17 protein-coding genes are annotated in these 22,143 nt (G+C 65.7%); 10 read left to right on the top strand and 7 right to left on the bottom strand.

Annotated features, from left to right (window positions below):
* Positions 1 to 27 precede the first annotated feature (27 nt).
* Positions 28 to 1,197: an aspartyl protease family protein gene (locus tag K9B35_RS18910; RefSeq protein ID WP_224923559.1), complete on the top strand. Its 1,170-nt coding sequence runs from the start codon at positions 28 to 30 to the stop codon at positions 1,195 to 1,197.
* Position 1,198: 1 nt separating this feature from the next.
* Here K9B35_RS18910 and K9B35_RS18905 read toward each other — a convergent pair whose 3' ends face one another.
* A complete protein-coding gene (locus K9B35_RS18905) occupies positions 1,199 to 1,387 on the bottom strand; it encodes a hypothetical protein (RefSeq protein ID WP_224923558.1) in 189 nt (62 codons plus the stop codon).
* 50 nt (positions 1,388 to 1,437) lie between these two features.
* Between K9B35_RS18905 and K9B35_RS18900 the strand changes: the two genes are divergently transcribed.
* Positions 1,438 to 2,268: a class I SAM-dependent methyltransferase gene (locus K9B35_RS18900; RefSeq protein ID WP_224923557.1), complete on the top strand. Its 831-nt coding sequence runs from the start codon at positions 1,438 to 1,440 to the stop codon at positions 2,266 to 2,268.
* Between the two features lie 3 nt (positions 2,269 to 2,271).
* Here K9B35_RS18900 and K9B35_RS18895 read toward each other — a convergent pair whose 3' ends face one another.
* The 3 genes from K9B35_RS18895 to phaR form a co-directional block, all read right to left on the bottom strand.
* Entirely contained in the window at positions 2,272 to 3,813 is a 1,542-nt protein-coding gene (locus tag K9B35_RS18895) for a tetratricopeptide repeat protein (protein WP_224923556.1), read from the bottom strand.
* Positions 3,814 to 3,883: 70 nt separating this feature from the next.
* Positions 3,884 to 5,179, bottom strand: a complete 1,296-nt coding sequence (locus tag K9B35_RS18890; RefSeq protein ID WP_224923555.1) for a metal-dependent hydrolase family protein — start codon at positions 5,177 to 5,179, stop codon at positions 3,884 to 3,886.
* 45 nt (positions 5,180 to 5,224) lie between these two features.
* Positions 5,225 to 5,794 (bottom strand): polyhydroxyalkanoate synthesis repressor PhaR, encoded by a 570-nt coding sequence (phaR, locus tag K9B35_RS18885; protein ID WP_224923554.1) that lies wholly within the window; start codon positions 5,792 to 5,794, stop codon positions 5,225 to 5,227.
* A 23-nt stretch (positions 5,795 to 5,817) separates the two neighbouring features.
* Here phaR and K9B35_RS18880 point away from each other — a divergent pair, with 23 nt between their 5' ends.
* The 3 genes from K9B35_RS18880 (at position 5,818) to K9B35_RS18870 (ending at position 11,492) form a co-directional block, all read left to right on the top strand.
* Positions 5,818 to 6,879 (top strand): alpha/beta fold hydrolase, encoded by a 1,062-nt coding sequence (locus K9B35_RS18880; RefSeq protein ID WP_224923553.1) that lies wholly within the window; start codon positions 5,818 to 5,820, stop codon positions 6,877 to 6,879.
* Between the two features lie 26 nt (positions 6,880 to 6,905).
* Positions 6,906 to 8,084: an acetyl-CoA C-acetyltransferase gene (locus K9B35_RS18875; RefSeq protein WP_224923552.1), complete on the top strand. Its 1,179-nt coding sequence runs from the start codon at positions 6,906 to 6,908 to the stop codon at positions 8,082 to 8,084.
* A 204-nt stretch (positions 8,085 to 8,288) separates the two neighbouring features.
* On the top strand, positions 8,289 to 11,492 hold the full coding sequence (locus tag K9B35_RS18870) for a TonB-dependent receptor domain-containing protein (protein ID WP_224923551.1): 3,204 nt from the start codon (positions 8,289 to 8,291) through the stop codon (positions 11,490 to 11,492).
* Between the two features lie 126 nt (positions 11,493 to 11,618).
* On the opposite strand, the gene K9B35_RS18865 is transcribed toward K9B35_RS18870, so the two are convergent.
* From K9B35_RS18865 to K9B35_RS18855, 3 genes are all read right to left on the bottom strand, one after another.
* Positions 11,619 to 12,026: a hypothetical protein gene (locus K9B35_RS18865; RefSeq protein WP_224923550.1), complete on the bottom strand. Its 408-nt coding sequence runs from the start codon at positions 12,024 to 12,026 to the stop codon at positions 11,619 to 11,621.
* Positions 12,027 to 12,097: 71 nt separating this feature from the next.
* A complete protein-coding gene (gene alr / locus K9B35_RS18860; RefSeq protein WP_224923549.1) occupies positions 12,098 to 13,132 on the bottom strand; it encodes an alanine racemase in 1,035 nt (344 codons plus the stop codon).
* Between the two features lie 35 nt (positions 13,133 to 13,167).
* Complete coding sequence (locus tag K9B35_RS18855) at positions 13,168 to 14,766, bottom strand: MFS transporter (RefSeq protein WP_224923548.1); 1,599 nt, start codon at positions 14,764 to 14,766, stop codon at positions 13,168 to 13,170.
* A gap of 130 nt (positions 14,767 to 14,896) precedes the next feature.
* Between K9B35_RS18855 and K9B35_RS18850 the strand changes: the two genes are divergently transcribed.
* The 5 genes from K9B35_RS18850 to K9B35_RS18830 all read left to right on the top strand — a co-directional run bounded on the left by K9B35_RS18850 (position 14,897) and on the right by K9B35_RS18830 (position 22,143).
* Positions 14,897 to 16,510, top strand: coding sequence for an NAD(P)/FAD-dependent oxidoreductase (locus tag K9B35_RS18850; protein ID WP_224923547.1), 1,614 nt, complete (start codon positions 14,897 to 14,899; stop codon positions 16,508 to 16,510).
* Positions 16,511 to 16,662: 152 nt separating this feature from the next.
* The gene (gene mdh, locus K9B35_RS18845) at positions 16,663 to 17,625 is read left to right on the top strand and encodes a malate dehydrogenase (RefSeq protein ID WP_224923546.1); all 963 of its coding nucleotides are present in this window, start codon (positions 16,663 to 16,665) and stop codon (positions 17,623 to 17,625) included.
* Positions 17,625 to 18,218, top strand: a complete 594-nt coding sequence (locus K9B35_RS18840) for a hypothetical protein (RefSeq protein ID WP_224923545.1) — start codon at positions 17,625 to 17,627, stop codon at positions 18,216 to 18,218. The genes mdh and K9B35_RS18840 overlap by 1 nt, the downstream gene beginning before the upstream one ends.
* On the top strand, positions 18,219 to 19,103 hold the full coding sequence (gene sucD, locus K9B35_RS18835; RefSeq protein WP_066659385.1) for a succinate--CoA ligase subunit alpha: 885 nt from the start codon (positions 18,219 to 18,221) through the stop codon (positions 19,101 to 19,103).
* Between the two features lie 70 nt (positions 19,104 to 19,173).
* Positions 19,174 to 22,143, top strand: coding sequence for a 2-oxoglutarate dehydrogenase E1 component (locus K9B35_RS18830; RefSeq protein WP_224923544.1), 2,970 nt, complete (start codon positions 19,174 to 19,176; stop codon positions 22,141 to 22,143).

Here is a 22,143-nt window from a genome sequence, read left to right as displayed (position 1 = left end):
ACGCGCGCCGCGCCTAGCATGGCGTGCATGGAGTTCCGCGCGCCGATGATCCTGCTCGCCGCCCTGATCGGCCTCGCCGCACCGGCCGAGCGCGTCGTCGCGGCGCCAGCGGTGAGGCACCTTTCCGCCGACAGCGAGGCGCGCTGGGTCAGCTTCGAACTGACGGCGGGCAACCAGATCCGCTTCCGTACCCAGCTCAACGGTCGCTGGGTCGATGCCCTGCTCGATACCGGCGTCACCGACACCGCAGTCACCACCCGCTTCGCCCGCGCCGCCGGGCTCAAGCCGCTGGTCGCGGGTCGCGCCGATGCGATCGGGGGCAGCGTCGCGCTGTCCTGGACCGGCATCGACCGGGTCGAGGTCGGCGGGCTGGTCCGCACCGGCGGACGGGTCGCGATTATCGATGCCGATCCGCGTGTGACCGGCAGCGCGCCGGTCGACCTGTTTGTCGGCTCAGACCTGCTCGCCGGCCATGCGCTCGAGATCGATTACGACGCCCAGCGCTTTCGCCTGCTGCCCAGCGGTCGCTTGCCCTTCCGCGGCGTCACCCTGCCGCTTCGCCTCGCCGACCGTTCGGGCCTGTATGTAAGCGAACTCGATCTTGGCGGCCGCAACCTGCGCCCGGTGATCGTCGATACCGGCGATGGCGGCATGGTCAGCCTGACACGCAGCGTATGGCGGGCAAGCGCGCCCGGCGCCGTTCGCACGACCACTGCCATCGCCTGGGGCCTGGGCGGGGTGGTGGAGAGTGAGGTCGCGGTCCTTCCCGCGCTGCGCATCGGTGGTGTTGCGGCCGAGGTCGAATTGCGCGTCGAGCCGGATACCGGCTTTTCGGCCCGCAAGGGTGCGGCGGGACGCATTGGCGGCGGATTGCTGCGCCGCCACCGCGTGCTGCTCGACCCGCGCGCGGGCCGCATGGTGCTGGCGAGCGGCACGCGCGCCGACTGGCCTGTGACGCGATCGACCAGCGGGCTGATGGTCGCGCAGGAAGCGAATCGGCTGCGCGTCCTGCACGTCATGCGCGGCAGCCCCGCCGCCACGAGCGGATGGCGCGCAGGCACGCTGATCTGCGCCGTAGATGGCGCAGCGGTCGCCACTGCCGCGCGCGACTGGGCCACCGGCACCCCCGGCCGCCGCATCCGCCTAACCCTGTGCGACGGCGCCGAACGCACCCTCACGCTCGCCAGCTTCTACTGAGTCACGCGCCCTTCAGCGCCAGCGCCGCCCCCACGATGGCGAGCAGCAGCGCCATGATCTGAATGAAGGTCCACGGCACCCAGCCAACCTTGTCGAGGTCGTCCCGCTTGCCGCGCCGCCATTCGGCCACGCCGCTGACGCCGACCAGCGCGACCATCGCGCCTACTCCGATCCATAACGGCCCTTGCATCGCCCCGCGCCCCACTCCAAACCACGCCCCAGAACAGAGAGGAGCCTTCCATGCGCTACACCCTGCCCGCCATCGCCCTATCCGCCGTCGCCCTGACCGCAGCCGCCGCCATCGGCGCGCCCCAGATGGGCAAGCCGAGTGCCGATTTGAAGGCCGCAGTCGCCGCGTCCACGCGCACGCCTGCCAATGTCGCCCGCGACAAATACCGCAACCCCGCCCAGACGCTCGCCTTTTTCGGGGTGAAGCCGTCGCACACGGTGGTCGAACTCTGGCCGGGCGGCGGCTGGTACACCGAAATCCTCGCGCCCTATGTCAAGAAGGGCGGCGGCACGCTCTACGCCGCCGCACCCTGGCCCAATGGCGTCAAGGGCACCCAGACGCTGCAGGCAAAGGATGCCGCCACCTATGGCGCGATCAAGCTCGCCGCCTTCCCCGCCACTGACGATCAGCCGACCGTCCCGGCCGGCAGCGCCGACGTCGTCCTCACCTTCCGCAACATCCACAACTGGAAGATGGGCACCACCGACCGCAGTGCCGAAGCATTCAAACAGATCTTCGCGATGCTGAAGCCCGGCGGCACGCTCGGTATCGTCGAGCATCGCCTGCCCGAATCGGCGGATGCGGCGCGTGAGAAGACCAGCGGCTATGTGAAGGTCTCGACCGTCCGCAAGCTCGCCGAGGAAGCGGGCTTCAAATATGTCGGCGCGTCCGAAGTGAACGCCAACCCCAAGGACACCGCCGACTGGCCGCAGGGCGTGTGGACGCTCGCGCCCAACTACCGCCTCAAGGACGTCGATCGCGCCAAGTACGAAGCGATCGGCGAGAGCGACCGCATGACGCTCAAATTCCGCAAGCCCAACCCAAGCGTGCGGGGCGGCTGACGGTCAGCGTGCCGCCTGGGCTACGGTCCAGGCGGCACGTACCGATCCGGTGAATATCGGGCGATAGCGCCTGATTTCTCGCTGAGCACCCGGCGTGAAATCGCTGAACCCGGCCATGCGGTCGAGCACTTCCCCTTCAGCCTGACGAAACAAGACACGCGCCTCTTGCGGTTTGTTGCCGCGCAGCTGAATGATCGAAGCGAGATCCCACATCGCACCGATCCGCCGGGGGTGCGTGCGCGGGTTGGCTAGCCGGATTCTGAACGCACGGCGCGCCAGCGCTTCGCTTTCCTCGAGACGCCGCTGTTCCATCGCGTTGGTTGCGAGGCTTGAGAGGACCGTCGCAACGTCCGGATGATCCGGTCGCAATGTGGCTTCGCGATATTGGAGGACAAGCCGATAGAGGCTGTCGGCTTCGGTGCGGGCGCCGCGTGTCGCCATGTGAACCGCAAAATTATTGATCGCAATCGCGAGCAGCGGGTGCCCTTTCGGGAACGCGGCAGACAAAGACCTGATCGCGCGCGCGTGCAATGCCTGCGCCTCAGTGTACCGGCGTTGCGCATCCAGGTTGAGCGCCAGGTTCGAGCAGCTTACGGAAATGTCCGGGTGATTGACCGGCAGGCTGGCCTCACGGACGGCCAGCGCGCTGCGGAGCAATGGCTCTGCCTCGGCAACGCGGCCCTGATTTGCCAGGTTCTGCGCGAGATTGTTGTAAGCGGTGGCAAGGTCGGGGTGCCGTGGCGGCAGCGCCGCCGTCCACAGCTCCAGCGTTTTGCGGAAATACTGCTCCGCTTCGACATATCGCCCCTGATCGTTCACGACCTGCGCCAGATTGATGTAGGCGCGACCGATCACAGGGTGATCCGCCGTCAGGCTGAGCTGGAGCAGCCCCAATGCCATGCGGAACAACGACTCCGCCTCGGCGAAACGGGCCTGATGCGTCAGGTTGAAGCCAAGGCTGGCCTGGATCGTTGCGGTATCGATGAAGCTCTTGGGCGCCACCTCCCGTAGCTTCAGCGCCGAGCGAAAAATCTGTTCTGCCTCGGCATAGCGCGCCTGCTCGGTCAGGTTTGTGGCGAGTGCTACATTGATGCTGATGACGAAATCGTGCTCGGCAGGCAGCGGCGGTTGAAGGATAAACAGCGTCCGCCGATAGAGTCGCTCAGCCTCGCCATAGGCCCCACGCTGGTCGAGCACGCCGGCCAGATCGCGTAATACATCCGCAAGATCGAGATGCTTCGCGGAGGGAAGCCCTTCCGCGATCTTCAGTGCCCTGCGGCCATAAGCTTCAGCGGCGTCGAGTTCCCCGGCCTTTGCTCCAATGCGCGCCAGGACCGTGAGGACATCCAGGCATTCATCGGCCAAAGGTTTTGACGCTTCGCACTTGGCCAGTTCGGTCCGCAGGGCATCAAACGCACTCGAATAGTCGCCCTTGCCATAGGCCGCGTTCGCCGCCTCGCCGAGCGGCCAGCGCTCAGTCGCTGCGCATGGCGCGGCCAACAGGGCGGCGGCGCAAGCGGTCAGAGAAAGGGGTGTGCGAAGCATCCTTTCATCCAATCCTATCGTCGCTCACTCCCGAACCGACAAAATCGGACAGCGGCCGCCCCCAGAACCCTCACTGCTTGTGCACCACCCCGGCGCGCATCACAAAGCCGACCGATTTGAGCACGCGCACATCCTTCAGCGGATCGCCGGTGACCGCGATGATGTCCGCGCTCTTGCCCGGCTCGATGCTGCCCACTTCCTTAGCCAGCCCCAGCAGGTCCGCGGCGTTGGTGGTTGCCGCGACGATCGCCTGCATCGGCGTCATGCCGTGCTTGACCAACAGCTCGAACTCATCGGCATTGCGGCCGTGCTTGGACACGCCGGCATCGGTGCCGAACGCGATCTTGACGCCAGCCGGAACCGCTTTTTCCAGCGCCTTTCCGGTAATGCCGATGCGCCAGTCGATCTTCGCGCGCACCGCAGGCGGATAGGCGTTCGGGTCCTTGGCAATGCGCTCGAGATAGCCATTCACGGTCGACAGCGTCGGCACGTAATAGGCACCGCTCTTGCGGAACAGCGCGATCGCCTCGTCATCCATCAGCGTGCCGTGCTCGACCGAATCCGCACCCATCTTCAGCGCCAGCGTAATGCCATCCGCGCCATGCGCATGGACCGCGACCTTCTTGCCATAGAGGCGGGCGGTCTCGACGATCGCGCGGGCCTCATCATCGAACATCTGCTTGCCAAGGCCAGCGCCGATGCGGCTGTTGACCCCGCCAGTCGTGGCGATCTTGATGACATCCACCCCGCGCGCGACCTGGTTGCGCACCGCCTTGCGGCATTCGTCCGCGCCGTCGCACAGATTTTCAATGTTCATCGCCGGGTGCAGGTCTTCGACCACCCCCAATCGCCGGTCCATATGCCCCGATGTGGTCGAGATCGACCGCCCGGCATCGACAATCCGTGGCCCATCGGCCCAGCCGCGCGCAATCGCTTCACGCAGCGCCAGCGTCGCGCCATCGTCGCCCAGATTGCGGACGGTGGTGAAGCCGGCCATCAGCGTCTTGCGCGCATTCCACTGCGCCTCGAACGCGCCCAGTTCCTTGCTCTCGGTAAAGCCCGCCAGCAGCCCTTCCTGTCCGGCGCGGTCGGAGCCGAGATGCACATGGCTGTCGATCAGCCCGGGCAGCACCGTCTTGTCCTTGAGGTCAATGACCGGCGCATCGCCCAGCGGCATGACATGGCCGTCATAGACGCCGACGATCACCCCGCCGCGCACCGCAATCGTGCTCGCCCCGCGCGGCGCCTGTCCCGGCCGGTCGAGCAGCGACCCGGCGTGGATATAGCGATCGACCCGCTCCGGCGATTGCGCCAGCGCAGACCCCGCGAGCAGCCCCGCAACGGTGATGACGATCCAGGATTTCACGGCTTTTCCCCCTTCAGATACGCGAAGGGGGTGAGGCTATTGCGCTCAGCCGAGCTTGTCGACCTGATCCTTGAGCGCGGACAGCTGCGCCTTGAGCGCCGCAATTTCCTCGTCCTTGCTCTTTTCCGGGGTGGCCGCAGCGGGCTTGGCCGTGCCTGTGGCACCCGCAGCGCCGGGCTTGAACGCCTCGGCCGCCGCTTCAAACATCTGCAGGTTGCGCTTGGCAATCTCGGCAAAGGGCGAGTTGGCGAACGCGCCCTCGACCGCCGACTTGAACTGTTCCTGATTGCGGCGGAAGCTGTCCATCGACGCTTCGAGATAGCCCGGCACCATCGCCTGCATCGAGTCGCCGTACAGCGCGATCAGCTGGCGCAGGAAGTTGACGGGGAGCAGCGTCTGGCCGCGCGCTTCCTCTTCCATGATGATCTGGGTCAGCACATTGTGCGTGATGTCTTCGTCGGTCTTGGCATCGACGACCTTGAAATCACGCCCTTCGCGCGTCATCGCGGCGAGATGGTCGAGCGTGATGTAGGACGAGCTTTCGGTATTGTAGAGTCGCCGGTTCGCGTATTTCTTGATGATGACCGGGCCGTCCGTCTGCGCTGTCTTTTTCATGCTCGCCCCCAAGGGTATTTGACATGGCCCTAACATCTTTCATTGCCGCATCGCAACACGGGCCGCGCCCCCTGCCACTCTTTCTCGAGTTGCTGCGCGAACAGACCGCAGCATCGCCCGACCGGCGCGCGGGGGCGCTGGCGGGGCTGGCGGCCTATCAGGCGGCGCGCAGGCCCCGCCCGCGTCGCCCAATGCCGGTGGTCGCGCAGGCCGGCCGCGCGACGCTACGCGATTATGGCGGAACGGGGATTCCGGTGGTGTTCGTGCCGTCGCTGATCAATCCGCCGATGATTCTCGACATGCGCTATCGCCGCTCGCTGCTGCGCTGGCTGTCGCGGCAAGGGGTCCGTCCACTGCTGGTCGACTGGGGCACGCCGACGCCTGAGGAGTGCGGTCAGGACGTGGCGCAGCATGTCGAGGAGATGCTGATCCCGCTGCTGCGCAGCATCGGTGAGCCGGTGGCGCTGGCGGGCTATTGCCTCGGCGGCACGATCGCGGCGGCGGCGGCGCAGGCGGTGCCGGTGCGCGGCCTCGCGCTGATCGCCGCGCCGTGGCGGTTCGAACGCTTCGGGCCGGACGCGCTGGGACAGATCGACTCGATCTGGCAGGCGGCGCACCCAACCTGCGACACGCTCGGCCTCGTGCCCATGGAGGTGCTTCAGGCCGGCTTCTGGCAGCTCGACCCGGCGCGCACGATCGCCAAGTTCGAGAAGTTCGCCCGCCTCGACCCCACCAGCACGGCGGCGAAGAATTTCGTGGTGCTGGAGGACTGGGCCAATGCCGGCGCGCCCCTGACCTTCGCCGCCGGGCGCCAGATGTTCGACGATTTCTTCACCGCCGACCTGCCCGGGCGCGGGCAATGGCGCGTAGCGGGGCAAGCCGTAGACCCTCTGACCCTGCCCTGCCCGACGGTCGAGTTCGTGTCACTCACCGACCGCATCGTCCCCGCCGCGAGTGCCGTCGGGTTTGCCGATCAGCGCAAGCTGCGCCTTGGCCATGTCGGCATGGTCGTCGGCTCATCCTCGCGACAGTTTCTGTGGCAACCACTCGCAGACTGGCTAACCGCGCTCCCCACCCCTAGATAGCGCGCAACCAATTCAGGAGCCTCTCGATGACCGAAGTCGTGATCACCGCCGCCAAGCGCACCCCCGTCGGCAGCTTCCTCGGCGCGTTCGCCGCCACCCCCGCGCATGAACTCGGCCGCATCGCGATCGAAGCGGCGCTGGCCCAGGCTGGCGTCAAGGGCGAAGAGGTGTCGGAGGTGATCCTGGGTCAGGTGCTCACCGCCGCACAGGGCCAGAACCCCGCGCGTCAGGCATCGATGGCCGCCGGCGTCCCCAAGGAAGTGCCGGCATGGGGCCTCAACCAGGTCTGCGGATCGGGCCTGCGCGCGGTCGCGCTCGCGGCACAGGCGGTGCAGACCGGCGATGCGACCATCGTCGTCGCGGGCGGGCAGGAATCGATGTCGCTCGCCGCGCACGCCCAGACGCTGCGTGCGGGTGCGAAGATGGGTGACGTCGCGCTGGTCGATACGATGATCAAGGACGGCCTGACCGACGTCTTCAACGGCTATCACATGGGGATCACCGCGGAAAATCTCGCCGAGCAATATCAGGTCGGCCGCGCCGAGCAGGATGAATTCGCCGTCCGCTCGCAGAACCTCGCCGAAGCCGCGCGCGCCGAGGGCCGCTTCAAGGACGAAATCGCGCCGGTGACGATCAAGGGCCGCAAGGGCGACACGATCGTCGATCAGGACGAATATATCCGCGCCGGCGCCACGCTGGACGGCATTTCGGGCCTGCGCCCGGCGTTCAAGAAGGACGGCACCGTCACCGCCGCCAACGCATCGGGCCTCAACGACGGCGCGGCCGCGCTGGTGGTGATGAGCCGCGAAGAGGCCGAAAAGCGCGGCGCACCGATCCTCGCCACGATCAAGAGCTGGGCCACCGCCGGCGTCGATCCGTCGGTGATGGGCATCGGCCCGGTCCCGGCGTCGAAAAAGGCACTTGAAAAAGCCGGTTGGACCGTCGCCGACCTCGATCTGATCGAGGCGAATGAGGCGTTCGCGGCGCAGGCTTTGTGCGTCGGCAAGGAACTCGGCTTCGATCCGGCCAAGGTCAACGTCAATGGCGGCGCGATCGCGATCGGCCACCCGATCGGCGCAAGCGGCGCGCGTGTGCTCACGACCCTGATCTACGAAATGGCACGCCGCGACGCAAAAAAGGGACTCGCGACGCTGTGCATCGGCGGCGGGATGGGGATCGCGATGTGTATCGAGCGGAATGGCTGATTCCGCAGAGTTTGATTCGAACAAGGCCAGCGCGGCGTCGTGATATTTTATGTCGCGACGCCGTTGTTGCACTGCAAAATTGTGGCAATGTTGCAACAGCATGACGCTGAATTCACCTTTCCCCGGTCGCTTTTGCTTGCCCTAAGCTGAACAACACGGTTTCCTCTGAAACGAACCGGCATTCAGCCGGTGAAGGGGATAAACATGAGAATCAGCCGCTTCTTGTCGGCGACGATGCTGGCGAGCGCCGCACTCGTCCTGCCGAACACCGCGATGGCGCAGGACGCGCCCGAGAGCGAAGACACCACTGCTGCCAGCAGTGATGTCGTCGTCGTCACGGGCTCGCGCATCGCACGTCCGGGTGTGGACACGGTCGTTCCCGTGACCAGCGTGAACGTTGAGGACCTGCTCGACACCGGCAACCTCTCGCTGGGTGACGCGCTCAACCAGCTGCCGACGCTTCGTTCGACGTTCAGCCAGGCGAACTCGACCCGCGCGATCGGTACCGCCGGTCTCAACCTGCTCGACCTTCGCGGTCTCGGCACGGCGCGTACGCTCGTCGTCGTCAATGGCCGTCGTCACGTCACCTCGACCCCGGGCAGCTATGCCGTCGACGTCAACACCATCCCGACCGCGCTGCTTGAGCGCGTCGACGTGGTGACCGGCGGCAATTCGGCCATCTACGGTTCGGACGCTGTCGCCGGCGTGGTCAACTTCGTGCTGAAGCAGGACTTTGACGGCCTCGACATCTCCGGCCAGGGCGGCGTTTCCGATCGCGGCGATCGCGGATCGCAGCGCCTGTCGGTCGTGTTCGGCAAGAACTTCGCAGAAGGTCGCGGCAACATCGCCGTCGCTGCGGAATATGCGCGTTCGGAAACCTTGCTGTTCACCGACCGTGACGATCTGACCGGCGCGTACAGCGGCATTCCGGGCTATTTCGGGTCGGAGTTCAGCGCTGACGAAACCGGCATGGGCGACGGCATTCCCGATCAGACCTTCTTCGGCATCAATTCGCCGGGCAACCGCTTCGGCATCATCTCGCTGGGCGGCATGGTCCAGACGACCTGCCCGACGCTGACCTCGACCGATCCGACCGTTCTCGGCCGCATTTCGATGAACTGCACGGGTGAGCGCGGCGCAACGGTTAATGGTCCCGGCACCGGCGGCCTGCTGTCTGACGGCTATGTGTTCACGACCGACGGTCGTCTCGTCCGCGACGATCCGACGCTTGATCTGCGTCGCATTGGCGGCGGTCGCTTCGGCGGCCTGAGCGCCACTGGCGTTGAAGGTGCGATGCTGCTTCCGGGCCTTGAGCGCTATTCGGCCAACATCCTGGCGCGCTACGAGTTCTCGCCAGCGCTGACCGCGTTCATCGAGGCGAAGTACGTCAAGATCACCAATAACCAGACGTCGACGCAGCCGACCTTCATCAACTCGAACCTGTCGCCGACCTTCTTCCTCGACAACCCCTTCCTGACGGCTCAGGCACGTGACTCGATCCGCCTGATCCAGGGCTATGCGCAGGGCACGGCAAACTTCGACACCGGCGCGTTCACGATGTTCCGCTTCAACAACGACATCGGCACCCGCGCCGAGGATCATGAGCGCGAGACGTTCCGCATCGTCGGTGGTTTCCGTGGCGACCTGTCGGATACTGGCAACCTTCGCTACGAAGTCGCCGGTAACTTCGGTCGTACCGACACCTATTATGAGACTGGCGGCAACGTAAATCTCGCCAACTTCAACCGTGCGGCAAATGCGGTGCGCAACTCGGCGGGTCAGATCGTCTGCCGCGTCAATGCCGATTCGATCACCACCAATGACGACCCTGCGTGCCGTCCGCTGAACCTGTTCGGTGAGGGCGCGCCGTCGACCACGCCGGACGGTCTGGCCTACGTCCTGCACACGTCTTGGCGCAAGCAGTGGGCGGAGCAGCTCAATTTCGTCGGCTACATCTCCGGCGACACGAGCGGTCTGTTCGAACTGCCCGGCGGCGCAATCGGTGCGGTGCTTGGTGCCGAATATCGTCGTGAAGACGCCTTTTCGGACTATGATGACGTCACGCAGGCCAGCCTGACCTTCCTCAACGGCTTCGCGGAGTTCAATCCGCCTGCGATCAGCGTGAAGGAAGCTTTCGCTGAGCTTCGGATCCCGATCCTTGGCGACATGCCGTTCTTCCATGAACTGACGATCGAGGGTTCGGGCCGCGTTTCGGATTACAGCAACTCGGCTGATCCGGTTTGGGCCTATAACGTCGGCGCTGTCTGGGCGCCTGTGCGTGATCTGCGCCTGCGGGTAAGCTACGCGAAGTCGGTGCGCGCACCTGACCTTACCGACGTTTACGCAACTGCCGGCACGACGTTCGCCAACAATCTGGTCGACCCCTGCTCGCAGGGCAACCCGATCAATTCGAACCCGAACCGCGCCCGCAACTGTGCTGCGGCCGGCATCCCGACCACGATCACCCTGCCGGATGGTTCGACCCGTCCGTGGGTGAACGCACCGTCGTCGGGTATCCAGGGTACGACCTCGGGCAACATCAACCTGAAGCCTGAAATCGGCTACAGCTTCACCGTTGGTGCCGTGTTCCAGCCGACCTTCCTGCGTGGCTTCACGCTGACGGTCGACTATTACGACATCGAGGTTGAGCAGGCGATCAACAGCTTGACCGGTCAGGCGATCATCAATCGCTGCTATGACGACCCCGTCGGCCTCGACAACCCGTTCTGCGCTGTTGTCAACCGTCGTACGTCGACCGACCCGCTGGTCAACGGCACGTTCACCGGACAGGCCGGCCGCCGTTTCGACGGTTTCCCCGACTTCAACCTGACCGGCGACCCGTTCAACCAGCCGCTCACCGCAGGCTTCACTGCGGCGCCCTTCAACTTCGCAAAGCTCGCCACCTCGGGCATCGACGTTGACGCAAGCTACACGACTCGCATCGGTGAGGGCTCGCTCCGCACCCGCGCGATCGTCAGCTGGCTGAAGGAGCGTGAGCAGTTCACCTACATCACGGATCCGGCACGTTCGGACCGGATCAACGGCACGCTCGGCGATCCGGAATGGCAGGGCCAGTTCAGCGTAAACCTGAACTACCCGAAGTGGGACTTCGGCTATGACCTGCGTTATGTCGGCAAGCAGACGGTGTTCGGCTGGGAGACCCAGTTCTCGCACCAGGGCCGTGCACCGACCAACGGCGACGTGATTGCGGATCCGTGGTACCCGGCGATCTTCTACCACGACCTTCAGGTCGGGTATAAGGTTGGCGAGAAGTATCGCTTCTACATTGGCGTCGACAACGTCACGGACGAACTGCCGCCGCTGGGTGCCACCGGCACTGGCGCTGGCAGCGGAATCTGGCCGGTCACTGGCCGGTATCTCTACGCCGGTTTCCGCGTCCGGATGTAATCCTGACGAACGTCGAAAGAATGAGGGCCGCTCCTTTCGGAGCGGCCCTTTTTTCTTGCCCAAAGATCAAAAAAAGGGCCGACGGAAACCCTCCGCCGACCCGCTATTCAACCGCGCTCGATGAGTTCAGCGCGCGTCCTTCACCTTCGTGTATGGCACGAAATCGCCCAGCACGACGAACCCGCTCCACATCCGCGACCCGCGATCGACCAGGTCGATCTTGTCGATGTTACACAGCTGGCTGCCATAGATTTTGGTGACCAGAATCTCATCGTCGCTCAACTGGTCCGCGCCGCCGCGGGGGCGGTTGACGTACAGCTTCGATCCACTGCGATAGACGATCGCGGTCTTGTTGATCACCGTGCTCTGGCCGAGCGTCGAGCTCGACAGACAGCGCACCGGCTTACCGGCCACCCGGCCCTCGAGCATCTTGGCGAGTTCGGCCTCACCCTTGGGGTATGGTTTCTCATCGGCCATTGCGGCGCCCGGCAGGGCCAGGGCGGCAAGGGCGGCGGCGGCAAAAGCAATACGCATGGCTTTCCACTCCTCTGTTACCCAAGATGGTACGCGCCAGCGCCTTTCGCAACGCTGAACCGAAATCGGGCTTATCCCCAAAGCCGGTCGAACCGCGCGCCTAGCCCGGTCAGCAGCTCATATTGCGACAGCCCCGACAGCGCAGCAGTCGCAGGCAGGTCATAGGCCAGTGCCAGCCAGTCGCCCTCGCCCAGATCCGGCACGGCACTGACATCTACTGCGGTCAGATCCATCGACACCCGCCCGATCACCGGCAGCACGCGGTCGCCAAGCATCGCAGTGCCCTTGCCCGAGAAACAGCGCAAATAGCCGTCCGCATAGCCCAGATTGACGATCGCCACCTCGGTATCCGCAGGCGCGGTCCAGGTGAGGTTATAACCCACGCCCTCGCCTGCCGGCACCAGCCGCCGCTGTAGAATCTGCGCCTCAGGCGTCACCACCTGCCGCATACGCCCCGTGAACACAGGCGCCGGTGCCGCGCCATAGAGCGCGATCCCCGGCCGGGTCAGGTCGAACGCGTAGTCCGCGCCCAGCGCAATGCCCGCCGAATTGGCCAGGCTCATCCGCCGCGCCCCCGTCCGACCGCGCAACGCCGCGAAGGCGTCGCGCTGGCGACCATTCAACGGCACATCTTCGTCCGCGCTGGCCAGATGGCTCATCAGCGTCTCGACCTGCAGCCCATGGAGCAGCCCCGCCGCGACATCCTCAGGCGCGATGCCCAGGCGGTTCATCCCCGTATCGACCATCACGTCGCACGCGCCGCCCCCGGCCTCACGCCAGCGCCGCACCTGCTGCACGCTGTTCAGCACCGGACGGGCATGGGACGCCGCCAGCGCCACGGCCATGTCCGCGTCGCGCACGCCATGCAGCACCGACACCGCAACCCCGGCGTCGGCCAGCGCCAGCGCCTCGCTCCAGGTCGCGACAAAGAAATCGCGGCACCCCGCCCCCGCCAGATGCCGCACCACCTCGCGCGCACCCAGCCCATAGCCATTGGCCTTCACCGCCGCGCCACACGCCGCCGCCCCGCTCATCGCGGCGAGCGTCCGCCAATTGGCGACCAGCGCGTCCCGGTCGAGACGCAGGCGGAGCGGAGAAGCGATCATCGCGCCCGACTAAGCCGGAGTGCAAGCCGCCGCAATCACTCGTGAACCAGATCGCGTTCCTTGAGGAAGAACAACGTCACCACCAGCGCCATCGCAACCACAATCCAGGTGTACCACAGCCCCGAATAGGGATTGCCGCTCTTGGCCACCATATATTGGCTGATCAGCGGCAGGAATCCGCCGAAATAGCCGGTGCCGATATGATAGGGAATCGACATCGAGCTGTAGCGGATGCGCGGCGGGAACAGTTCGGTCAGCAACGCGGCGACCGGGCCATAGGTCGCCCCCGACAATGCCGCCAGCGCGACGATCGCGATCAGGATCAGGACCAGATCGACCGTCCCCGGCGTCACCCGCTCGAGCGAATAGCCCGACTCCGACAGCGCCTTGTCGATATCGACCGAGGTGTTGGACACCACCGGGATGCTGCCGATCGCCACCGATGCCGATGGCGTCACTGCCTGGGTATAGGGAATGCCCTTTTTCGACAGATAATCCATCAGCTGGCCGCACGTCGTCGATTGCTGCGCGGCAAAGGGATCATAGGCGCAGTCGGGTCCCGACACGACCACCGGCGAACGCTTCGCCGCCTCGGCCAGCCCCGGATTGGCGGCATGCCCCATCGCCCAAAACAGCGGGAACAACAGCAACAGGGTGAAGCCATAGCCGATGATGATCGGCTTTTTCCGGCCGATCTTGTCGGAGAGCTTGCCGAACAGGATGAACCAGAACAGCCCAGCCGCCGCGCCGCCAGCTGCGAGCAGCTGCGCCACTACCGGCTCGACCCGCATCGGCCCCTGCAGGAACGACAGGACCGAGAAGGTCGCGGTGTACCAGATCACGGTCAGCCCCGCCGCGATCCCGAACAATGCGACCAGCAACCGCCGCCAGTTGCCGGGATAGGTAAAGCTCTCCTTGAGCGGATTGCGCGCAATCTCGCCCGACGCCTTCATCGCCTTGAACACCGGGCTTTCGTTGAGCTTGACCCGCATCCACAGTGAGATTGCGAGCAAGGCGATCGAGAAGATGAAGGGCAGCCGCCAGCCCCACTCCTCGAAACTGCCAGCGGGCATCGTAAAGCGCGTCGTCAGCACGACGGCCAGGCTCAGGATAAACCCGGCCGACACGCTCGCCTGGATGAAACTGGTGTGATAGCCGGCGCGGCCCGGCGGCGAATGCTCTGCAACATAGATCGCCGCCCCACCATATTCGCCGCCCAGCGCCAGTCCCTGAAGGATGCGCAGGCCAATGACGATCATCGGCGCGGCCACGCCGATACTGGCATAGGACGGGACGAGGCCCACGCCCGCGGTCGCGATGCCCATCAGCGTGATGGTGACGAGGAAGGTGTATTTGCGCCCGAGCTTGTCGCCCAGATAGCCGAACAGCACCGCACCCAGCGGCCGGAAACCGAACCCGACCGCAAACCCCGCCCAGGCATAGAGCGCCTCCAGCACCGGATTACCGGTCGCGAAGAACGTCCGCCCGATGATCCCCGACGCGGCAAGCGTGCCGTAGATGAAGAAATCATACCATTCGAACACGGTGCCCAGCGACGACGCGGTCACCACCTGCCGCATCTCGGCCTTGCTCGGCTCGCGCACCTGCCCCGGTTCGTCCGCTACGCTCGCCATTCGCAATCCCCCACTTCCCTTGGATGAGAGGTTTAACGGGTTGGTAGGGGTCGGCAAGGGGCAAGCCGTTGCTCCCCTGCCCCGCAGGGGAGGAATTGGAAACCGCACCATTCCCCTCTAAAGCCCCCTCATGCTCCGTCTCTCCGGCCTCAACCTCCCGCTGAACCACGCACCCGAAGCCATCCCCGCCGCGATCTGCGACCGGCTCGGCATCGCACGGGCCGACCTGATCGGCTGGACCCTGTTCAAGCGCGGCAACGACGCGCGCCGCCGCAACGCGATTCAGCTCGTCTATACTTTCGACCTCGACCTCGCCGACGAGGCCGCGGTGCTGGCCCGCTTCCCCGACGACAAGGACGTCCGCCCCACCCCCGACATGGGCTATCGCCCCCCGGTCACTGCCCCTCCCGGCTGGTCCGGCAAGCGCCCGGTCGTCATCGGCGCGGGTCCGTGCGGCATCTTCGCGGGCCTGATCCTCGCACAAATGGGATTCCGCCCGATCATCCTCGATCGCGGCAAGGTGGTGCGCCAGCGGACCAAGGACACCTGGGGTCTGTGGCGGCGCAGCGAGCTCAACCCCGACAGCAATGTCCAGTTCGGAGAGGGCGGCGCGGGCACCTTTTCCGACGGCAAGCTCTATTGCCGGGTCAAGGATCCCCGCTTCCTCGGCCGCAAGGTGCTGGAGGAGTTCGTCAAGGCCGGCGCACCCGACGACATTCTCTGGGAGGCGCACCCGCATATCGGCACCTTCCGCCTCGTCACCATGGTCGAAAGCATGCGCGCGGCGATCGAGGAACTGGGCGGCGAATATCGCTGGCAGACGCGCGTCGACGACATCGAACTCGACGCGAACCGCAACATTCGCGGCCTGCATTTGCACGACGGCGGCTTCATCGAAACCGATCAGGTCGTGCTCGCGGTCGGCCACAGCGCGCGTCCGACCTTCGAGATGCTCCACCGCCGCGGCGTGCATGTCGAGGCCAAGCCGTTTGCGATCGGCGTGCGGATCGAACATCCCCAGGCGTGGATCGACACCGCCCGCTTCGGCAACTGCGCCAAGCACCCCGATCTCGGCCCCGCCGCCTATTCGGTGGTGCATCACGCCTCGAACGGGCGCAGCGTCTACAGCTTCTGCATGTGTCCCGGCGGCCGGGTCGTCGCCGCGACCAGCGAAGAGGGGCGCGTCGTCACCAACGGCATGAGCCAATATTCGCGCGCCGAATTCAACGCCAATTCCGGCCTGGTCGTCGCGATCGACCCCGCGCGCGACTATCCCGACGGTCCGCTCGCCGGCCTCGCGCTCCAGCGCCACTTCGAGGATCTGGCGTACATCGCTGGCGGCTCCAACTACAACGCGCCGGTCCAGCGCGTCGGCGACCTCGTCGCCGGCCGCGCCTCGACCGCGATCGGCGAAGTGGTGCCGAGCTACAAGCCCGGCGTGACCCCGACCGACCTGTCCGACTGCCTGCCATCGTTCGCGATCGAAGCGTTTCGCGAGGCGCTGCCGATCTTCGGCCGCCGCATCGCCAATTACGATCACCCGGACGCGATCATGACCGGGGTCGAAACGCGCACCTCCAGCCCGATCCGCATCACCCGCAACGGCGACCTGCAGAGCCTGAACACCCCCGGCCTGTTCCCCGCTGGCGAAGGCGCAGGCTATGCCGGCGGCATCCTCTCCGCCGCGATCGATGGCATCAAGGTGGCGGAGGCAGTGGCGGCGCGGTTGACTGGCACACCCTGAACGCCGTCTATTGCAACTAATTCGCAGATGCAAAGATTTCTTGACGGCGGGCAATTCGTCGGTTGCCCAGCCTCTATAATGCGCCTAAGGCGCCCCCGTCCCTGCGGCCAATAGTAGGACCGGCCGCCCAACGCATGTTCAGGGAGGCTCATTTGGCCCGCAAGAAAATCGCCCTTATCGGCGCCGGCAATATCGGCGGCACGCTTGCCCACCTCGCCGCCCTGAAGGGTCTCGGCGACATCGTCCTGTTCGACGTGGTCGAGGGCGTTCCGCAGGGCAAGGCACTGGATCTGTCGCAGTGCGGCCCGGTCGAGGGCTTTGACGCGACGATCACCGGCACCAACGACTATGCCGACATTGCAGGCGCGGACGTCATCATCGTCACCGCCGGCGTCGCCCGCAAGCCGGGCATGAGCCGCGACGACCTGCTCGGCATCAACCTCAAGGTCATGAAGGCCGTGGGTGAAGGCATCGCCGCCAACGCGCCTGACGCCTTCGTCATCTGCATCACCAACCCGCTCGACGCGATGGTGTGGGCGCTGCGCGAATTCTCCGGCCTGCCGCACAGCAAGGTCGTCGGCATGGCCGGCGTGCTCGACAGCGCACGCTTCAGCCACTTCCTCGCCGACGAGTTCAAGGTGTCGGTCAAGGAAGTCACCAGCTTCGTGCTCGGAGGCCATGGCGACACGATGGTCCCGGTGGTCGAATATTCGACCGTCGCGGGCATCCCGATCCCCGACCTGATCAAGATGGGCCGCTCGACCAAGGAGCGGATCGACGCAATCGTTCAGCGCACCCGTTCGGGCGGCGGCGAGATCGTCGGCCTGCTCAAGACCGGTTCGGCCTTCTACGCCCCCGCCACCAGCGGCATCGCGATGGCGGAAGCCTATCTGTACGACCAGAAGCGCCTGCTCCCCTGCGCCGCGCACCTGACCGGCCAGTACGGCGTCGATGACCTCTATGTCGGCGTGCCCGTGATCATCGGCGCGAATGGCGTCGAGCAGGTGATCGAGATCGACCTGAACGATGAGGCCAAGGCCAATCTTCAGGTCTCGGTCGATGCGGTCAAGGAACTGCTCGTCGCCTGCAAGGGCATCGACAGCTCGCTCGCCTGATGTCGGCAGCCGCCCTCATCGCAGCATTCGGCTTGGCGCAGGCGGCACCCGCCCCTGCGCCATCGCCGCTGTTTGCGGCGTTCAAGGCGGCGTGCTTCGATCTGAAGGGCGCGGACGGCAACTCCGCGTTCGACAAGATCGCCCCCGCCGCCAAGGCTGCGGGCTGGACCGAAGTTGCGGAAGCCGACGCCGACCCGCGCATCGCCCGCATCACGGCAATGGGGCGCAAGGCCGTGCAGGCCGAGGAGCCCGACGACACCTATGCCGGCCAGATCTTCCGCCACAGCTTTGACGGCCGCACCGTCTGGCTCGTCACCAGTCGCTTCGTCGCCAAGGAAGGCTATTGGGGCGATGGCTGCCGCGCCTATGACCTCGACGCGCCCGCTGCACCGCCGCGCGAAGCGATCGACGGCTGGGTCGGCAAGGCACCGACCGGCGTTCAGGCCAACGGCACCGCTACCAAGCGTCTGTGGGAACCGTGGCAGACTGGCGTCGCACTTGAAATTACCTATGTCCCGCGCGGTCATCCGCTCGGCACATCTTACGGCATCCAGGGCCTGGTCCTGGTCTCGCAATCTATCGGAGGGTTCTGAATGTCCATTCTCATCGACCGGAATACCAAGGTCATCACGCAGGGTATGACCGGTGAGACCGGCACCTTCCACACCCAGCAGGCGCTGGCATACGGCACCCAGATGGTCGGCGGCGTGACCCCGGGCAAGGGCGGCACCACGCATATCGGCCTGCCGGTGTTCGACACGGTTGCCGAAGCCAAGAGCAAGACCGGCGCCGACGCGTCGGTGATCTACGTTCCGCCGCCCTTCGCTGCGGACTCGATCCTTGAGGCGATCGACGCCGAAATCCCGCTGATCGTGTGCATCACCGAAGGCATTCCGGTGCTCGACATGGTCAAGGTGAAGCGCTCGCTGTCGGGCAGCAAGTCGCGCCTGATCGGCCCGAACTGCCCCGGCCTGCTGACGCCGGGCGAGTGCAAGATCGGCATCATGCCCGGCAACATCTTCTCGAAGGGCAGCGTCGGCGTCGTCTCGCGCTCGGGCACGCTGACCTATGAGGCGGTGTTCCAGACGACCAATGCGGGTCTTGGTCAGACCACCGCTGTCGGCATCGGCGGCGATCCGGTCAACGGCACCAACTTCATCGACGTGCTCGAGCTGTTCCTGGCCGACGACGCGACCGAGAGCATCATCATGATCGGCGAAATCGGCGGCGACGCCGAGGAGCAGGCCGCGCAGTTCCTGATCGACGAGGCCAAGCGCGGCCGCAAAAAGCCGATGGCCGGCTTCATCGCGGGCCGCACCGCCCCTCCGGGCCGTCGCATGGGCCATGCCGGCGCGATCGTGTCGGGCGGCAAGGGCGATGCCGAGAGCAAGATCGCGGCGATGGAGGCAGCGGGCATCCGCGTGTCGCAGTCGCCCAGCCTGCTCGGCGAAACGCTGCTTGAAGCGCTGAAGGGCTGACACACCACTCCCGGCCGGGTGCGCGCGGCGCGCGGCCCGGCCATTCCCCGGGGGTAGAAGGAATTTGATGATGGGCGTTGATGGGTTGGATTTCGCGGAGATCGCTGGTGGCGTGAGCCCCGCCTTCGTCGAGACGATGTACGCGAAGTTCAAGGCCGATCCGTCGGCGGTGGAAGCCGGCTGGCGCGTGTGGTTCGAAGGGCTGGAAAGCACCGCGAGCGGCCCGAGCTGGGCCAATCCGCGCTGGCCGCTCAAGGACACCGACGCGCTGACCGCAGCGCTCGACCCGACCCAGATGGAGCCAGCGCCCAAGCCCGCGCGCGGCGGCGCGCCCGCCCCCGCAGCTGCTCCTGCCCCCGCCGCATCGAGCGCCGACATCGCCCGTGCGGCGAATGATTCGATCCGCGCGATGCTGCTGATCCGCACCTATCGCGTGCGCGGCCATCTCGCCGCCAATCTCGACCCGCTCGGCCTCGCCAAGCAGGAGCTGCCGGCCGATCTGACGCCGGAATATCACGGTTTTATCGAAGCCGACATGGACCGTCCGATCTTCCTGGGCGGCACGCTGGGCCTCGAAAAGGCGACGATCCGCGAGCTGATCGCGATCCTGCGCCGCAATTATTGCGGCAATGTCGGCCTCGAATACATGCACATCGCCGATGTCGAGGAGCGCCGCTTCCTGCAGGAGCGGCTCGAGGGCCAGGACAAGGCGATCGAATTCTCGCCCAATGGCAAGAAGGCGATCCTGTCCAAGGTGATCGAAGCCGAGCAGTGGGAGAAATTCCTCGGCAAGAAGTATGTCGGGACCAAGCGCTTCGGCCTCGATGGCGGTGAATCGATGATCCCCGCGATGGAAGCGATCATCAAATATGGCGGCCAATATGGCGTGCGCGAGATCGTGTACGGCATGGCGCATCGCGGCCGCCTCAACATGCTCGCCAACGTGATGGCCAAGCCCTATCGCGTGATCTTCCACGAATTTGCCGGCGGCTCGGCCAACCCCGACGACATTGGCGGGTCGGGCGACGTGAAGTACCACCTCGGCACCAGCACCGACCGCGAGTTCGACGGGATCAGCGTGCATATGTCGCTGGTCGCCAACCCCAGCCACCTTGAGGCGGTCGACCCGGTCGTGCTCGGCAAGGTCCGCGCGCAGCAGACCAACCGCAACGACCTTGAGAACCACGAGCAGGTGCTGCCTGTGCTGCTGCACGGCGACGCGGCCTTCGCGGGTCAGGGGATCGTGTGGGAGTGCCTCGGCTTCTCGGGCATCCGCGGCTACAATACCGGTGGCTGCATCCACTTCATCATCAACAACCAGATCGGCTTCACCACCAGCCCGCAATTCGCGCGCTCCTCGCCCTATCCCTCGGACGTGGCAAAGGGCGTGATGGCGCCGATCTTCCACGTCAACGGCGACGATCCCGAAGCGGTGACCTTCGCGTGCAAGATGGCGATCGAATATCGCCAGAAGTTCAAGCGCGACGTCGTCATCGACATGTGGTGCTATCGCCGCTTCGGCCACAACGAAGGCGATGAGCCCTCGTTCACCCAGCCGCTGATGTACGCCAAGATCAAGGGCCATCCCGGCGTCGCCGACCTCTATGCCAAGCGGCTTGAGGGCGAGGGCGTGATCGATGGCGGCTTTGCGGCCAAGCACATCGCCGACTTCACCGCGCATCTCGAAGACGAGTTTAGCGCGGGCGCGACCTACAAGGCGAACAAGGCCGACTGGTTCGGCGGTCGCTGGTCGGGGCTCAGCGCGCCGGTGGAAACCGAAAGTGCGCGTCGCAATGTCGAAACCGGCATCGACAAGAAGCTGTTCGACAGTCTCGGTCGCACGCTGACCAGCGTTCCCGACGGGCTGACCCCGCACAAGACGCTGCTGCGCGTGCTCGATGCCAAGGCGAACATGTTCAAGTCGGGCGAGAATTTCGACTGGGCGACCGGCGAGGCTTTGGCCTTCGGCTCGCTGCTGTCGGAAGGCTATGGCGTCCGCCTCTCGGGTCAGGATTCGGGCCGCGGCACGTTCAGCCAGCGTCATGCCGTCTGGGTCGACCAGACCGACGAGCGCAAATACGTGCCGCTCAACGAAATCCCGCACGGTCGGTTCGAGGTGCTGGACAGCCCGCTCTCCGAATATGGCGTGCTCGGTTTCGAGTACGGCTATGCGCTCGCCGACCCGAAGAGCCTGGTGCTGTGGGAGGCGCAGTTCGGCGACTTCGTCAACGGCGCGCAGATCATGATCGACCAGTTCATCGCGTCGGGCGAGTCCAAATGGCTGCGCGCCAACGGTCTCGTCATGCTGCTCCCGCACGGGTATGAAGGTCAGGGCCCCGAGCATAGCTCGGCGCGTCCCGAGCGCTTCCTTCAGCTGTGCGCGGGCGACAATATGCAGGTCGCGAACGTCACCACGCCGGCGAACTATTTCCACCTGCTGCGCCGGCAGATGCACCGCAGCTTCCGCAAGCCGCTGGTGGTGATGACCCCCAAGTCGCTGCTGCGCCACAAGATGGCAGTATCGACCGCCGACCAGTTCCAGGGCGATACGCACTTCATGCGCATCCTTTCGGATCCCTCGGCGCCGGCGGATCGCGACGTAAAGCGCGTCGTGCTGTGCACCGGCAAGGTCGCCTATGACCTGATCGAGGCACGCGATGCGGCTGGGGACAAGAACACCGCGATCATCCGCATCGAACAGCTCTACCCCTTCCCCGGCGAACCGTTGGTTGCGCGCCTCGCGCGCATGCCGAATGTCGAGGAAGTGGTGTGGGCGCAGGAAGAACCACGCAACAATGGCTACTGGTTCTTCGTTGAGCCCTATATCGAGGCATGCATGGTCGAAGCGGGGATCAAGCCGCAGCGTCCGCGCTATGCCGGTCGCGCCCCGGCGGCATCGCCCGCCACCGGCCTGATGAAGCGTCACCAGGCCGAACAGGGCGCGCTCGTTGCCGACGCGCTCGGCCATAATGTGCGCGAGGAAATCCGCCGCGCACGCACGACCGAAGACTCCAAGACCGCCGGCAAGCCCGGCGCGTAA

The organism is Sphingomonas sp. R647, from assembly GCF_020177055.1.
Taxonomy (GTDB): Bacteria; Pseudomonadota; Alphaproteobacteria; order Sphingomonadales; family Sphingomonadaceae; genus Sphingomonas.
Note: the sequence above shows the minus strand (reverse complement) of the source record. Positions and strands in the feature narration are given on the sequence as shown.

Coding starts and splice junctions, on each gene's coding strand:
- K9B35_RS18910 (WP_224923559.1), top strand. CDS start 28: ATGGAGTTCCGCGCGCCGATGATCCTGCTCGCCGCCCTGATCGGCCTC.
- K9B35_RS18905 (WP_224923558.1), bottom strand. CDS start 1,387: ATGCAAGGGCCGTTATGGATCGGAGTAGGCGCGATGGTCGCGCTGGTC.
- K9B35_RS18900 (WP_224923557.1), top strand. CDS start 1,438: ATGCGCTACACCCTGCCCGCCATCGCCCTATCCGCCGTCGCCCTGACC.
- K9B35_RS18895 (WP_224923556.1), bottom strand. CDS start 3,813: ATGCTTCGCACACCCCTTTCTCTGACCGCTTGCGCCGCCGCCCTGTTG.
- phaR (WP_224923554.1), bottom strand. CDS start 5,794: ATGAAAAAGACAGCGCAGACGGACGGCCCGGTCATCATCAAGAAATAC.
- K9B35_RS18880 (WP_224923553.1), top strand. CDS start 5,818: ATGGCCCTAACATCTTTCATTGCCGCATCGCAACACGGGCCGCGCCCC.
- K9B35_RS18875 (WP_224923552.1), top strand. CDS start 6,906: ATGACCGAAGTCGTGATCACCGCCGCCAAGCGCACCCCCGTCGGCAGC.
- K9B35_RS18870 (WP_224923551.1), top strand. CDS start 8,289: ATGAGAATCAGCCGCTTCTTGTCGGCGACGATGCTGGCGAGCGCCGCA.
- K9B35_RS18865 (WP_224923550.1), bottom strand. CDS start 12,026: ATGCGTATTGCTTTTGCCGCCGCCGCCCTTGCCGCCCTGGCCCTGCCG.
- alr (WP_224923549.1), bottom strand. CDS start 13,132: ATGATCGCTTCTCCGCTCCGCCTGCGTCTCGACCGGGACGCGCTGGTC.
- K9B35_RS18855 (WP_224923548.1), bottom strand. CDS start 14,766: ATGGCGAGCGTAGCGGACGAACCGGGGCAGGTGCGCGAGCCGAGCAAG.
- K9B35_RS18850 (WP_224923547.1), top strand. CDS start 14,897: ATGCTCCGTCTCTCCGGCCTCAACCTCCCGCTGAACCACGCACCCGAA.
- K9B35_RS18840 (WP_224923545.1), top strand. CDS start 17,625: ATGTCGGCAGCCGCCCTCATCGCAGCATTCGGCTTGGCGCAGGCGGCA.
- sucD (WP_066659385.1), top strand. CDS start 18,219: ATGTCCATTCTCATCGACCGGAATACCAAGGTCATCACGCAGGGTATG.
- K9B35_RS18830 (WP_224923544.1), top strand. CDS start 19,174: ATGGGCGTTGATGGGTTGGATTTCGCGGAGATCGCTGGTGGCGTGAGC.